This window comes from Clostridium sp. CM038 (genome assembly GCF_055081105.1).
Map to the genome: position 1 here is coordinate 2,360,742 of NZ_CM143651.1, position 14,094 is coordinate 2,374,835.

Genomic DNA, 14,094 nt, shown 5'->3' on the forward strand with positions numbered 1-14,094 from the left:
GTATCACCTCTATCCTTATTATTTCTACAAAGTTTAGAAATCTCCTCTAACTTTCAATAGATTTATAAATCAATTTTAAACTAGTTATATAAAAAAATTATTAGATTATATTTGTCATAGTAACAAATCATTAAAAATAGACATAAATAGGCTATTTTAACCTGTTTATATCTAATTTATTTTTAACCTATCATTTCGTTTAATTTTGATAATGCCTCACTAATGCCACCAACCTCATCTATTAACCCATTATCAACTGCTTGTTTTCCTATAAGTATAGTACCCATATCATTTAAAAGCTCATCAGTTTGAAGCATTAATCTATTTACCGTTTCCTTATCAATCTTAGAGGTTCTAATAATAAATTCTGTTATTCTTTCTTGCATTTTATTGAAGTATTCAAAAGTTTGAGGTACCCCTATTATTAGACCATTCATTCTTATAGGATGAATTATCATAGTTGCAGATGGGGAAATGAATGAGTACTTAGCTGCTGTTGCCAGTGGTATACCTATTGAATGGCCTCCACCTACTACAAGTGATACAGTTGGTTTGCTAAGGCTTCTAATCATCTCTGCTATTGCAAGACCCGCTTCCACATCTCCTCCTACAGTATTTAAAACTATAAGAATACCTTTTACTTTATCATCCCTCTCCATAGCAATTAGCTCTGGAATAACATGTTCATACTTAGTAGTTTTTGTTTGAGGGGACAACATCATGTGTCCTTCTATTTGACCTATAATAGACAAAACCTGAATTTTAGTATCCTGAGTTGGGATGTTAGTTGTTCCCAGTTCTTTAATATTTTCAACCTGTTCATTTACGTTTTTTTCAGTTTTCAACATTTTCATTCCTCCTAATCCATTTTATTTTGTGCATTAAGAGAAACTATATACATTTTTTATCCTAATTTAAATTCCCTGTGTAGAGCGTTAATTGCTTTTTCAACATATCCTGTTTCTACAAGGCACCATATAGTCATATTAGAATCTGCTGTTTGCAGTACTTCAACATTTTCTCTAGTTAACGCCTTAAGTATTCTCGCCATAACGCCAGGCATACCTCTCATTTTTGAACCTATAATTGAAAGTTTACTACAATCCTTCACAAATGAATAGGACATATTAAGGTCTCTTATTAAATCAGCAAATTTAGTAAAGTCTTTTTCATCAATAGTAAATATTTTTTCCTTAGGAAAAATATTTATAAGATCTATACTTATAAGATTCTCAGCTAAAATATCAAATATATCATCATAACTAGAACCTGAATTTTCACATATTTTTATTTGAATTCTATTATTCATATGCGTAATACCTGTAATTATATTTTCATAACCTTCATTTCCCAAATTACTAATTACTGTTCCATCACAATCATTCATAGTATTTTTTATTACTAATGGTATATTATACTTTCTAGATATTTCAACTGCCCTTGGGTGTATAACATTTGCTCCTTGATCTGCAAATTGAAAGATTTCATCATAACTTATTTTTTTTATTAAAGTCGCTTCAGAAACTATTCTTGGATCCGCTGTCATAATCCCATCTACATCAGTGTATATTTGAGTCTGAGAGGCCTTAAGTGCTGCCCCTAGTATTGCAGCAGTAACGTCACTCCCACCTCTCCCAATAGTCGTAACATAGGCATTTTCATCCATGCCTTGAAATCCTGCTACTACTGGGGTTTTCCCTTTTTGTAAAATATCCAATATTTTTTTTGTGTCCACATTAAGTATTGCTGCATTGTTATAATTAGAATCTGTGATTATACCTGCTTGTCCACCAGTTAAAGGCACAGCATCAATTCCACTATTATTTAGTTCGCTACACATTATTACAGTGCTTATAGTTTCACCACAACTCATTAGCAAATCTATTGCTAATGGATTTGCTACTTTGAAATTATCATCTACCAAAGATAGCAATGTGTCTGTAGCGTAAGGCTCACCTTTTCTTCCCATTGCAGATACTACTACCACAGGAAAATATCCTTGAACCTTTGCATTTAAAACTTTGTTTACTACAAGCTTCCGCTTTTCCTCTGTTGAAACAGATGTACCTCCAAACTTTTGCACTAATATCTTCATTTCTGTCCTCCAAAATTATATATGAGATTTTTTTAAAAATTCATTATCAACATCAATTATTATAGTTCTGGAACCAATTTTTTTAACATATTCCCAAGGTACTTCAATAATATCATTATTTTTTAAAAAACTAAATTTAGAGCTTCCTTCATTTATAATTAAAAATTTTAAAAGCCCATTCTCATCAATAACTACATCATTATTACCTAAATTGCTATATTTGTCACCATCATTGATATTGATAATTTCATATCTTTCCATTTCACTATACAGTTTTATATTATCTTCCATATTATCATCTCCTTAACAACTCTCATAAAATACTATGAAATCTGTTAAGGATTTATGCATAATTTCTACATTTTTATAGATAAATTTACTTATCCATAGAAATAATATTACCTTTAAAAACTTTTTTAAGCATCTCTTTTTCTTTTCCTACATATGCAGAATTTATTATACCTTTTTCAAAAGTTTTTTGCATGACACAATTTACCCTTTCCATGTCTATTTCATTGATTTTTCGCAATACGTCTTCTGGCGTATTAATTTTGTTCATAAACATTACTGATCTCCCATTACTAAACATTCTACTGCTTGTGCTTTCAAGCCCTAGGATATAACTACCCTTTAACTGCTCTTTAGCTTTACTTAACGTTTCATTGTCAATTCCGAGTTTAGCGAATTTACTAACCTCTTCTTTTATTGCATTAATAGCAACTTCCACGTTCATTGGACTGAGTCCCGCATAAACGCTTACAACTCCTGTGTTTTTAAACGTAGATATATAACAGTAGATTGAATAGCACAAACCTAGCTCTTCACGGATTTTTTGGAATAGCCTTGAGGATGCTCCTCCGCCTAATATATTGCTTAGTAAGATTAACGTGTATGTATCATCATTTCCAAGACCTACACCAGGTATTCCAAGACTCACATGGAATTGCTCAATATCTTTTTTTCTGAAATAATGTTGATTTAATATTTCAGGGCTACTATATTTAGTAATATTTTTGTCTTTACAACGCCATTTACCAAAATACTTTTCAACAAGACTTTCTATCATTTTCATGTCAAATTTACCTGAAATAGATATTACTGAGTTTTCGGGTATATAATGCGAGTCAATATAATCTGCTATCATTTTTCTACTAAAAGATTTTACAGTATCAATCGTTCCTAAAATCGGTAACGAAATAGAATCTGCACCCCAGATTGCTTTTGTGTGTAAATCTGCTAAAACATCTTCTGGCGAATCTTCACTCATATTTATTTCTTCAACAATTACGCCTTTTTCCTTCTCAATATCATCTTCTGATAAATTACTATTGAAAATCATATCTGAAAGAATATCTAAGGATAGTTCTAAATGAGTATCTAATGCTTTTATATAAAAACATGTAGCTTCCCTACCTGTAAAGGCATTTATTTGACCACCAACATCTTCAATCGCTTCAGCAATTTGTTTTGCAGTTCTATCACACGTTCCTTTAAAGAGCATATGCTCAATAAAATGTGATATCCCACTGCTAGTTATATTTTCATTTCTTGACCCATTTTCTACCCATAAGCCTACACTAACCGAATTTACATACTCAATATTTTCCACTACAACTCTTAACCCATTATTTAACTTAAACAAATTATACATATGCGCCTCTCCTTAATGAGAATTTATATTTACTATGTGCATATTAAGGCAATATTATTAAAAAAAAATAAAAAGGCATCTAAGCCCTTCTATTATTATTCTTTATCTTTGTTTTCATTTTCATTTTCGCTATCTTTCATAGCATCTCTTCTCGAAAGATTTACTCTTCCTTGATTATCTATTTCCATTACTTTTACTAATATTTCATCACCAACTGAAACTATATCTTCTACTTTATTTACTCTTGTAAAATCAAGTTTAGAAATATGCACTAGGCCTTCTTTATTAGGAAGTATTTCAACAAAAGCTCCAAAAGCAGCAATTTTTGTTACTTTTCCTAAATATATTTCTCCTACTTTAACAGATTTAGTTAGTTCTTCGATAATTTTTACTGCTTTATTGGCACTAACGCTGTCGCTCGACATAATTACAATTTGTCCATCGTCATTAGTATCTATTTTAACGCCGGTTTCTGCTATAATTTTCTTTATAGTTGCTCCGCCTTTACCTATTACGTCCCTAATCTTGTCTGGTGCTACATTTAGCACATACATTCTAGGAGCATAAAGTGACATTTCACTTCTTGGTTGCGGTATACATTCGTTCATTTTTTCTATTATATGAAGTCTAGCTTTTTTGGCATCTATAATTGCAGTTTTAATGCAATAATTAGATAATCCATGAAGCTTTGTATCAACTTGTATAGCTGTAATACCTTTAACAGTTCCAGCTACTTTAAAGTCCATATCTCCAAAGAAATCTTCTATGCCTTGAATATCCGTTAATACTTTTTCTTTAGATAAGTCAGCGTTTGTAATTAGCCCCATTGCGATACCCGCAGCAGGTCTTTTAATAGGAACCCCTGCATCTAATAGTGCTAAAATACTTGCACTTACACTAGCTTGAGATGTTGAACCATTAGAACTTAATACTTCTGACACTACACGAATAGCATATGGGAATTCTTCTATAGATGGTAAAAGTGGTTCTACTGCTTTTTCTGCTAGTGCTCCATGACCAATTTCACGTCTTCCAGGTCCACGCATTGGCTTAGTTTCTCCTACGCTATAGGCTGGAAAATTGTAATGATGCATATATCTTTTAGTATCTTCAGTACTTATTCCATCTAGTATCTGGGCTTCTTTTAATGCTCCGAGTGTTGCAACTCCCATTACTTGAGTAAGTCCTCTTGTAAATAAACCAGTACCATGAGTTCTTGGAAGTATTCCTACTTCACAACTTATTTGTCTAACTTCATCAAAAGCTCTTCCATCTGGTCTTCTATTTTCATTTAACATCATATTTCTAACTATTTCTTTTTGAATATTATAGAAAACTTCACCGATATCTGATTTTTTATCTGCGTATTTTTCATTAAATTCAACACTTATTTTTTCTTTAATTTCGTCCACTTTTTTGTTTCTCTCATCTTTATCCATTATGTACATTGCTGTTTTTGTCATATCAACTGAAAATTCTCTTACTTCACTTTCGAGAGTTTCATCTATTTTATTTAATAAAGGTATAACTTTTTTCTTTCCAAACTTAGCTACAGCTTCTTCTTGGAAAGCTACAATTTTTTTACATGCTTCAAAAGCAAAGTCAATTGCATCTATCATTACATCTTCAGGTATTTCGTCTCCATTTGCTTCTATCATTGTTACATTATCTTTTGTTGCACAAACTGTAAGTTTCATAGAACTAGCACTTCGCTCTTCTACAGTAGGACTCAATATAAATTTACCATCAATTAAACCCACTGAAACAGTTGCAACAGCATCCGTATAAGGTATACTTGATAAACATAATGCCAGTGACGCTCCGTTCATAGCAAGTATCTCAGGTGAATTATCTTGTTCAACTGACATTACTGTACAAACAATTTGGACATCATTTTTATAGCCTTTAGGGAATAATGGTCTTAATGGCCTATCAATACCTCTTGCTGTTAAAATTGCTCTTTCTGATGGTCTTGCTTCCCTCTTTATGAATCCCCCTGGAATTTTACCAACAGCATAAAGTCTTTCTTCATATTCTACACTTAGTGGGAAGAAATCAATACCATCCCTTGGTTTTTCTGATGCATTTGCATTAATTAAAACTACTGTTTCTCCATAACTCATGACTATTGCACAGTTTGATAGCATTCCAACTTTACCATATTCAACTTTAAGATTTCTGCCTGCTACAGTAGTTTCTATAATATGAATCATATATTTGCCTCCCTTCAATTTGCACTAATATTATTAGCTAATTGTATATATTTCCCCTAATCTAAAATAATAGAGCGGCTAAGCCGCTCTGAATTATTTTCTTAGTCCGAGTTCTGCAAGAATTGCACGATATCTTTCGATATCTTGGTTCTTTAAGTAACCGATCATACCTTTTCTTTGTCCAACCATCATTAATAGACCTCTTCTTGAATGGTGATCTTTTTTATGGATTTTCAAATGTTCATTTAACTCTTGAATTCTTTCAGTAAGTAGTGCGATTTGCACTTCTGGAGAACCTGTATCTCCTTCATGTCTTGCATGTTTTAACATTACTTCTTGTTTTTTAGCTTTTTGCATTTTACAACACCTCCGAATATAATCCCCATATTCCAAGTACACCGTTGGTGATTCGGTGAACTTAGCATAAGGTTCAAACCAATTATAACAAACTAAGATTAAATTGTAAATTAATTTTTACATCTTAGCACTTATTTTTCTATTTTTTGATTTATTGCATATTCCTTATCCTTTAAAAGTTGCTTTTTTAATTCATCAATAGAATTAAATTTAACTTCATCTCTTATTCTGTTTATAAAATAAATTTTAACTATTTCATTATAAATTTTTTTATCAAAGTTCAAAATATGCGTTTCTACTGATAGCTTGCCACCTTCTACAGTAGGATTGTAACCTATGTTGGTTATAGCTCTGTAAAAGTTATTATCATACTCCGCTAAAGTATAGTACACCCCTCCCTTAGGAATGATATACTCTTTATTGTAATTTAAATTTACAGTTGGAAACCCAATAGTTCTCCCAAATTGTTTTCCCTTAATTACTTTCCCACTAATAGTGTGTGGTCGTCCTAAAAGCTCATCTGCTTTAGTGATATTACCCTCCGCTATTAGATGGCGTATTTTTGAACTACTTACAATTTCATGGTTAATACTAACGGCTTCACAAACATATAGTTTATATCCTAAAATAGTACTATATGTTTTAAGCATTTCTACATCACCTAAATTTTTATATCCAAATCTATAATTAAAACCAACAACTATTCCCTTTGCATTATAAAACTTCACCATATTTTTTATGAACTCTTCCGGAGTTATCTTCATAAAATCTTTATTAAAATTAACTAAGTTAACAATATCAATACCAGTGTTTTTTAACAAATTTATTTTGGTGTCATTATCCATTATCAACTTTGGACAAATTTCCTTGTTAATAACAGACAATGGATGATTTTTAAAGGTACAAATCATACTTTTAGCATTATTTTCTTTTGCTAATACTACTGTTCTATTTACAAGAGACATATGCCCTAAATGGATGCCGTCAAAACTTCCTAAAGCAATGTACGTTGGTTCTTTAAGTTTTGTTTTAAAATTATCTTTTATAACTAACATTTTAATATACTCCTATATAAATGATTTTATTAGCTTAACACTATCATTACTTCTATGTGCAATTCCAACAAAGTCATTATCTTTATTATATATATTATATATTATATCAACTTCAAATTTGCGAGTTAGTGCTCTATCTTTTACTACAACACCATTTAATAAGAATTTAACAAATCTATCTTCTATGGTAATTTTACTATTGTTTTGAAAAATCTTTTCTATAGGCATAACATGTTTGTTTATGTTTTCCTCGTTTAAATCTTCAATATTTATAGCATCTTCAATATGAAATGGCCCTGTAGCAATTCTTTGTAAATTCCACATCATACCACCGCATTTTAATAATTGCCCAATATCATAACATAGACTTCTAATATATGTACCCTTAGAGCATTTAACCCTAAACTTTACGTAAGGTGTTTTAATATCAATAATATCTATATCATAAATTACTAAAGTCCTTGCTTCTCTCTCTATTTCTATTCCAGACCTTGCCAATTCATAAAGTTTTTTCCCATTAACCTTTAGAGCTGAGTACATAGGAGGAATTTGTTTTATTTCACCTATAAATGAATTAATAGCGCGAATAATTTCTTCTTCGGTTGCATTAACTTCACTTTCACTAAGAATCTTACCTTCTCTATCATATGTATCTGTAATAACTCCCAACTTTAATTCAGCTTCATAAATTTTAAAGTCACCCATTATATAGTCAATAGCCTTCGTTGCTTTTCCTATACAAACAGGTAAAACCCCGCTAGCCTCAGGATCTAGAGTGCCAGCGTGGCCTACTTTTTTTACATTGCTGATTTTTCTTATTTTACGTACTACATCAAAAGAAGTAATTCCGGTAGGTTTAAATACATTTAATATACCGTTCATTTCATCAACTCTTTTTCTAAAATTTCTATTAATTTAACTTTAATATCATCAAAATTTGCTTCTGCATAAAAACCTGAAGCTCTAATATGACCTCCACCACTAAAACCTTCTGCAATTTTACTAACATCTACTAAAGACTTAGATCTTAAACTTACTTTAACACCATTCTCAGCTTCTTTTATAAGAATAGTAACTTCAACGGTATCTATTGAATCACCAAAAGTAATAACATCTGATGTATCCGAGGACGCCAAATTGAATTTTCCAAGTACATTTTTAGATATATGCATAATACAGACTTTACCATTGAGTTCTACTGTCATATCACTAATAATTTCTCCATAAAATTTTATCTTTTCAAATTTCTTATTTTCAAAAATTTTTCTATGGATGTTACTGAAATCTATACCTGTATTTATAAGTTCACCAGCGATACCATGAGTTACTGCTGTGGTATTCGAATGTCTAAAGCAGCCTGTATCTGTAAGTAAGGAAGTATACAAACATGTAGCTATTCCTTTGTCTAATTCTACATGGAGAAGTCTAAGAACTTCGTATGCAATTTCTCCCACTGCAGAAGATTTTGTATCGACAAAATTTAAATCTCCATACAAATCATTAGATAAATGATGATCTATATTTATTAATTCAAACTTTTTGTTTTGCATACATAAATTAGCATTAATTCTTTTAAAATCACCACAATCTAACACTATTACACATTCCGTATCCTTTAACGGCTGACTTGTTTCACCATTAATTTCATCAGAGCAAGGCAAAAATAAAAAAGTTTGCGGAATAACTTCTTTTGAAATTATATATACTTCCTTGTTTAATTTTCTAAGACCAATAAGCAGCGCTAATGCGCTACCAATTGAATCACCATCTGGTGAAGTATGAAAAGTTATAGCAATTTTTTTGAATAACTTAATTCTGGTAACAATATCATTAATCTTCATTGTTATCTTTTTCGTTGCCATCTTCCTCATTTATATCTTCATCATTCTTAGTTTTTTCTTTTATTTGATTAAAAATGCCTTCTAAATGTATTGCACGTTCTATAGTTTCATCTACCTCTATAATAACCTGAGGAACATGTCTTAACTTAACATGACTCCCTATTTCTTTTCTAATGAGACTAGTTGAACTTTTAAGTGCTTGAAGTGTTTCTTTCTTAGCATTTTTGTCACCAAATATACTAACATAAATTTTTGTATAGCTTAGGTCTTTTGTTGTGTCTACTTTTGTTACACTTACCATAGCACTTAATCTTGGATCCTTTATTTTGTTTTGAATTGTATTGCTTACATCTTTTTTAATTTCTTCATTTATTCTACCATTTCTATAACTAACCATACAATTCACTACTCCTTATACTTATATTAATTTTGGTTTTACTTCTTCCATTATGAATGCTTCAATAATGTCGCCTTCTTTAATATCATTGAATTTTTCTACACTTAATCCACATTCAAATCCAGCAGCGACCTCTTTTGCATCATCTTTAAATCTTTTTAAGGAAGCTAAAGTTGATTCAGTAATTACTATTCCATTTCTAAGTACTCGTACGCTACTGTTTCTCGTGATTTTACCGTTCAATACATAAGACCCTGCTATTGTTCCTACACTTGAAACTTTATATATTTGTCTTATTTCAACTCTACCTAAGACAACTTCTTTATATACAGGATCGAGCATTCCAACCATTGCATCTTTTATATCATCAAGAGCGTCATAAATTATTCTATAGGTTTTAATTTCTACATTTTCTTTCTCACCAATTAAAGAAGCATTATTATCTGGTCTTACATTAAACCCTATAATTATTGCGTTTGAAGCTGCTGCAAGTACAACATCTGTTTCTGTAATAGCGCCAACTCCAGAATGGATAACCCTTACTTTAACATTATCAGTAGATAATTTTTCGAGAGATTGTCTTACAGCTTCTACAGATCCTTGAACATCAGCTTTAACAATTACACCAAGTTCTTTAACAGATCCTTCTTGTATTTGGCTATATAGGTTTTCCATGGAAACTCTATTACTAGATTCAAAATGTTCTTCTCTTAAATTTGTTTTTCTAGTTTCTGCCATATTTCTTGCAGTTTTCTCATCTTTAACTACATTAAATCTATCTCCAGCTGCTGGAACTTCAGATAATCCAAGTATTTCTACTGGTATAGAAGGTCCTGCTGTCTTTATTTTGTTACCCTTATCATCAAACATTGCTCTTATTCTTCCATAAGTTGAACCAACAATTATAGAATCTCCAGCTTTTAGTGTACCATTTTGCACGAGTAAAGTAGCAAGTGGTCCGCGACCTTTGTCAAGTTTAGCTTCTACTACAGTTCCTTTTGCAAGTCTACTAGGGTTTGCTTTTAGCTCTAACATTTCTGCTGTAATCACTACCATTTCAAGCAAAGTATCTATACCCTCTTTAGTATGAGCTGATACTGGAACACAAATTGTGTCTCCGCCCCAATCTTCTGCTACAAGTCCATGTTCTGTTAATTCTTGCTTAACTTTATCAACATTAGCTCCTGGCCTATCTATCTTGTTTATAGCTACTATCATTGGTACCTTAGCCGCTTTACAGTGATTTATAGCTTCTTCAGTTTGTGGCATAATACCATCATCTGCAGCTACAACAAGTATAACTATATCTGTTATTTGGGCACCTCTTGCTCTCATTGCTGTGAAAGCTTCGTGACCAGGTGTATCTAAAAATGTAATTTTTTCACCATTAATATCGACAGTATATGCACCTATATGTTGTGTTATTCCGCCCGCTTCTGTTTCTGTAACTTTAGCTTTCCTAATACAGTCAAGTAGCGATGTCTTGCCGTGATCAACATGACCCATAACTGTAACAACTGCTGGTTTTTTGTCTGTATCTATTTCAACTTCAACATTTCCGAAGTCTTCTTCATCAGCAATTTTTCCTTCTTCTTCATCTTTTAGTACAGCAAGTGCACCATATTTTTCTATTACTTTTTCAGCTGTAGCGAAATCAATTTCTTGATTCATCCCAGCCATAACACCTATAAAAATAAGTTGTTTTATTACTTCTACATAAGGTCTCTTTAACGTATCAGCTAAGTCTTTAACTGTAATAGTACTTTTGATTACTACAACTTCATCATCTATTGCTTCAACCGCATTGTTTCCGCTTCCTAATTCATCTCTACCTTTTCTACCTCTTTTTCTAATAACAACTTTATTAGCATCTTCATTAGCTAAGTTTTCATAGTGTTCCACTGTTTCATTTTTATTATCCTTAAGTCCTGAATTTTCATCACTATAAAGTTCCTTTATTAACTCAGCATCTTCTTCCTCAATCACACTCATATGATTTTTGGCCTTTATACTAAACTCTTCTAATAGTACATTAATTAATTCTTTACTTGACACTTCTAACTCTTTTGCTAATTCATATATTCTGACTTTTGCCAAATCATTCACCCCCGAAATTTAATTTATTCATCATTTTCATTCCATAAGCTTAATAGCTTATTACTCATTTTTTTGTCATTTACGCACAAAACATTGATTTCTGCTCTACCTAAGCACTTGCCTAAAGTCTCATTGGATATTCCTTCTATAAGAGGTATAACCCTTTTGATAGCTAATCTTCTAAATTTATCTTTAGTATTGGTAGCGCTCTCCTCTGACAAAATTATGAGGGTCCCTCTCCCGTGTGATAGTGCATCTTCACATTGATTGTACCCTTCAATAAGTTTGCCTGCCTTTTTAGTTAAACCCAAAAATTGAAAAAATTTATTGTTCATGATTTACCTCATCCTCGTAATTTATCTTATCCCTTAGTTTACCATAAATTTCTTCACTTATTTTTCCACCTAAGTTTCGCTCTAATCTTTTTGTTTTAAAAGATTTTTCAAAGCATTCCATATTCTTACAAACATATGCGCCTCTACCTGGTTTTTTTCCTGTTAAGTCTATAGAAATTTCGCCTTCTTTGCTATGAACTATGCGTAATAATTCTTTTTTGCATTTCATTTCCATACAACCTGTGCACATGCGCTGAGGTATTTTTTTCACTTTCATAAAGCTATCACCTACTCTTCAGTAATGGTTTCAATTACTTTATTTTCATTTTCAATAACTTGAATACCTTCAATATCTTCAATATCTTCAATATCTTCCATGTTATATTGGGCTTGTGTTCTACTTTTTATGTCAATTTTCCAACCTGTTAATCTCGCTGCCAATCTAACATTTTGACCTTCTTTTCCAATAGCTAATGATAATTGATTATCTTCCACTATAACTTTTGCAGATTTAGAAACTTCTTCAACTACTACATTCAATACTTTTGCAGGGCTTAGCGCATTTGAAATGTACTCTTCAGATTTCTTACTCCATTTAATAATATCAATTTTTTCATTTCTTAATTCATTAACTATGTTTTGAACTCTGATACCTTTTGGCCCAACACAAGCTCCCATAGCATCAACATTCTCATCGTTTGAATATACCGCAATCTTAGTTCTTGATCCTGCTTCTCTTGAAATACTTTTTATTTCAACCACTCCACCAAAAACTTCTGGCACCTCTAATTCAAATAATCGTTTTACAAGACCTGGATGCGTTCTTGATACTCCTACTTGAGCACCTTTAGTAGTATTTTTAACTTCAACAATATATAGTTTCAACTTTTCATTAAAATTATATTCCTCGCCAGGCATTTGTTCATTAGCTCCAAGCACAGCTTCAATTTTACCTAAATCTATAAATACATTTCCTCTATCTTTTCTTATAACACTTCCTGTAATAATATCAAATTCTTTGGTTATAAATTCATTGTAAATTATATTTCTTTCAGCCTCTTTAATTCTTTGAATAACCACTTGTTTTGCAGCTTGTGCAGCTATTCTTCCAAATTTTCTTGGAGTAACTTCAATATCAACAGTATCATCAATTTGATATTTAGGGCTATATTCTTTAGCTCCTTCTAGTGATATTTCATTGGCATCCTCAAATACTTCTTCTACAACTGTTTTTTGACCATAAATATGTATTTCACCTGTTTCTCTATTCATTGACACTTTTACACTTTGGTTACTATTAGATAGAGTAGCAAAATTCTTCTTATATGCTGCAACTAATGCATCCTCAATAGTTTCAAAAAGTAAATCTTCACTGATTCCCTTTTGTTCTACAATTTCTCTCAATGCTTCAATAAATTCCTGATTCATTTTAACTTCCTCCTTACAGCACCGGTTTCAAACTCACAATGGAAATCTTTTCTTTCGGAATAGATATATTATTCCCATCATATTCAATTTCTATTTGCACATCCGAAAATCCTAATAAATTGCCTTCAATTTTTTTTGTTCCCTCATATAGACTATTTAAATTAATTAATACGTTTTGGCCTATATATTTTTTCAGATGATTGTCATCATATAAAATTCTCTCAATTCCTGGAGAGGAGACTTCTAAACAGTAACTATCAGTTATTAGATCTTCTACATCTAATATTTCACTTACAGCTCTACTTGTTTTTTCACAATCTTCTAACGATATCCCATTAGAACTATCTATATAAATCCTCAAGAAATTTTCTCCTGATTCTTTTACATACTCCAAATAATATAATTCGCAATTATTTTTTTCTGCTATTGGTTGAATTATTTTTCTAAGTTTTTGCAACAAGGCATTTTTCATTTTAACACCCTCCTTTTATAAAAATTTTCTACAATTATTACATAATTAATCGTAATATTATAATTAAAACGCAACCATGAGTTGCGTTTCAATAAATAGAGAGTAGGACGAGCCTACTCTCTTGAAATAAAATTACCAACGGTAACTAATATA

General features: G+C 31.3%; 15 protein-coding genes. All 15 read right to left on the reverse strand.

The window, feature by feature from the left end; all coding sequences use genetic code 11:
• Positions 1-182: 182 nt before the first annotated feature.
• The 15 genes from ACWJKS_RS10910 to rimP all read right to left on the reverse strand — a co-directional run bounded on the left by ACWJKS_RS10910 (position 183) and on the right by rimP (position 13,941).
• Positions 183-848 carry a ClpP family protease gene (locus tag ACWJKS_RS10910; protein ID WP_258280654.1) on the reverse strand — a complete coding sequence of 222 codons (666 nt, stop codon included), beginning with the start codon at positions 846-848 and terminating at the stop codon, positions 183-185.
• Between the two features lie 56 nt (positions 849-904).
• The gene (dapG, locus tag ACWJKS_RS10915; RefSeq protein ID WP_216303075.1) at positions 905-2,095 is read right to left on the reverse strand and encodes an aspartate kinase; all 1,191 of its coding nucleotides are present in this window, start codon (positions 2,093-2,095) and stop codon (positions 905-907) included.
• Between the two features lie 15 nt (positions 2,096-2,110).
• On the reverse strand, positions 2,111-2,386 hold the full coding sequence (locus ACWJKS_RS10920; RefSeq protein WP_165412185.1) for a YlmC/YmxH family sporulation protein: 276 nt from the start codon (positions 2,384-2,386) through the stop codon (positions 2,111-2,113).
• A gap of 85 nt (positions 2,387-2,471) precedes the next feature.
• Positions 2,472-3,746, reverse strand: coding sequence for a M16 family metallopeptidase (locus ACWJKS_RS10925; protein ID WP_462959585.1), 1,275 nt, complete (start codon positions 3,744-3,746; stop codon positions 2,472-2,474).
• A 95-nt stretch (positions 3,747-3,841) separates the two neighbouring features.
• Positions 3,842-5,959 (reverse strand): polyribonucleotide nucleotidyltransferase, encoded by a 2,118-nt coding sequence (locus ACWJKS_RS10930; protein WP_216303077.1) that lies wholly within the window; start codon positions 5,957-5,959, stop codon positions 3,842-3,844.
• Positions 5,960-6,052: 93 nt separating this feature from the next.
• Positions 6,053-6,316 carry a 30S ribosomal protein S15 gene (gene rpsO, locus ACWJKS_RS10935; RefSeq protein ID WP_165412182.1) on the reverse strand — a complete coding sequence of 88 codons (264 nt, stop codon included), beginning with the start codon at positions 6,314-6,316 and terminating at the stop codon, positions 6,053-6,055.
• A 131-nt stretch (positions 6,317-6,447) separates the two neighbouring features.
• On the reverse strand, positions 6,448-7,371 hold the full coding sequence (locus ACWJKS_RS10940; protein WP_462953759.1) for a bifunctional riboflavin kinase/FAD synthetase: 924 nt from the start codon (positions 7,369-7,371) through the stop codon (positions 6,448-6,450).
• A 12-nt stretch (positions 7,372-7,383) separates the two neighbouring features.
• Positions 7,384-8,253 carry a tRNA pseudouridine(55) synthase TruB gene (truB, locus tag ACWJKS_RS10945; RefSeq protein ID WP_216303079.1) on the reverse strand — a complete coding sequence of 290 codons (870 nt, stop codon included), beginning with the start codon at positions 8,251-8,253 and terminating at the stop codon, positions 7,384-7,386.
• Positions 8,250-9,212 carry a DHH family phosphoesterase gene (locus tag ACWJKS_RS10950; RefSeq protein ID WP_462953136.1) on the reverse strand — a complete coding sequence of 321 codons (963 nt, stop codon included), beginning with the start codon at positions 9,210-9,212 and terminating at the stop codon, positions 8,250-8,252. The genes truB and ACWJKS_RS10950 overlap by 4 nt, the downstream gene beginning before the upstream one ends.
• Positions 9,202-9,609, reverse strand: a complete 408-nt coding sequence (rbfA, locus tag ACWJKS_RS10955; protein ID WP_216303080.1) for a 30S ribosome-binding factor RbfA — start codon at positions 9,607-9,609, stop codon at positions 9,202-9,204. Before rbfA ends, ACWJKS_RS10950 begins: the two co-directional genes overlap by 11 nt.
• Positions 9,610-9,630: 21 nt before the next feature.
• Complete coding sequence (gene infB, locus ACWJKS_RS10960; protein WP_216303082.1) at positions 9,631-11,706, reverse strand: translation initiation factor IF-2; 2,076 nt, start codon at positions 11,704-11,706, stop codon at positions 9,631-9,633.
• A gap of 23 nt (positions 11,707-11,729) precedes the next feature.
• Positions 11,730-12,044 (reverse strand): ribosomal L7Ae/L30e/S12e/Gadd45 family protein, encoded by a 315-nt coding sequence (locus ACWJKS_RS10965; RefSeq protein WP_187351404.1) that lies wholly within the window; start codon positions 12,042-12,044, stop codon positions 11,730-11,732.
• Positions 12,031-12,318 (reverse strand): RNase P modulator RnpM, encoded by a 288-nt coding sequence (gene rnpM, locus ACWJKS_RS10970; protein ID WP_216303083.1) that lies wholly within the window; start codon positions 12,316-12,318, stop codon positions 12,031-12,033. The genes ACWJKS_RS10965 and rnpM overlap by 14 nt, the downstream gene beginning before the upstream one ends.
• 11 nt (positions 12,319-12,329) lie before the next feature.
• Entirely contained in the window at positions 12,330-13,469 is a 1,140-nt protein-coding gene (gene nusA / locus ACWJKS_RS10975; protein ID WP_462959586.1) for a transcription termination factor NusA, read from the reverse strand.
• 13 nt (positions 13,470-13,482) lie between these two features.
• Complete coding sequence (gene rimP / locus ACWJKS_RS10980; RefSeq protein ID WP_216303085.1) at positions 13,483-13,941, reverse strand: ribosome maturation factor RimP; 459 nt, start codon at positions 13,939-13,941, stop codon at positions 13,483-13,485.
• Between the last annotated feature and the right edge of the window lie 153 nt (positions 13,942-14,094).

What these genes read in the sequence shown, in the direction of transcription:
- ACWJKS_RS10910 (WP_258280654.1), bottom strand. Translation starts at nt 848, where the DNA reads ATGTTGAAAACTGAAAAAAACGTAAATGAACAGGTTGAAAATATTAAA.
- dapG (WP_216303075.1), bottom strand. Translation starts at nt 2,095, where the DNA reads ATGAAGATATTAGTGCAAAAGTTTGGAGGTACATCTGTTTCAACAGAG.
- ACWJKS_RS10920 (WP_165412185.1), bottom strand. Translation starts at nt 2,386, where the DNA reads ATGGAAGATAATATAAAACTGTATAGTGAAATGGAAAGATATGAAATT.
- ACWJKS_RS10925 (WP_462959585.1), bottom strand. Translation starts at nt 3,746, where the DNA reads ATGTATAATTTGTTTAAGTTAAATAATGGGTTAAGAGTTGTAGTGGAA.
- ACWJKS_RS10930 (WP_216303077.1), bottom strand. Translation starts at nt 5,959, where the DNA reads ATGATTCATATTATAGAAACTACTGTAGCAGGCAGAAATCTTAAAGTT.
- rpsO (WP_165412182.1), bottom strand. Translation starts at nt 6,316, where the DNA reads ATGCAAAAAGCTAAAAAACAAGAAGTAATGTTAAAACATGCAAGACAT.
- ACWJKS_RS10940 (WP_462953759.1), bottom strand. Translation starts at nt 7,371, where the DNA reads ATGTTAGTTATAAAAGATAATTTTAAAACAAAACTTAAAGAACCAACG.
- truB (WP_216303079.1), bottom strand. Translation starts at nt 8,253, where the DNA reads ATGAACGGTATATTAAATGTATTTAAACCTACCGGAATTACTTCTTTT.
- ACWJKS_RS10950 (WP_462953136.1), bottom strand. Translation starts at nt 9,212, where the DNA reads ATGAAGATTAATGATATTGTTACCAGAATTAAGTTATTCAAAAAAATT.
- rbfA (WP_216303080.1), bottom strand. Translation starts at nt 9,609, where the DNA reads ATGGTTAGTTATAGAAATGGTAGAATAAATGAAGAAATTAAAAAAGAT.
- rnpM (WP_216303083.1), bottom strand. Translation starts at nt 12,318, where the DNA reads ATGAAAGTGAAAAAAATACCTCAGCGCATGTGCACAGGTTGTATGGAA.
- nusA (WP_462959586.1), bottom strand. Translation starts at nt 13,469, where the DNA reads ATGAATCAGGAATTTATTGAAGCATTGAGAGAAATTGTAGAACAAAAG.
- rimP (WP_216303085.1), bottom strand. Translation starts at nt 13,941, where the DNA reads ATGAAAAATGCCTTGTTGCAAAAACTTAGAAAAATAATTCAACCAATA.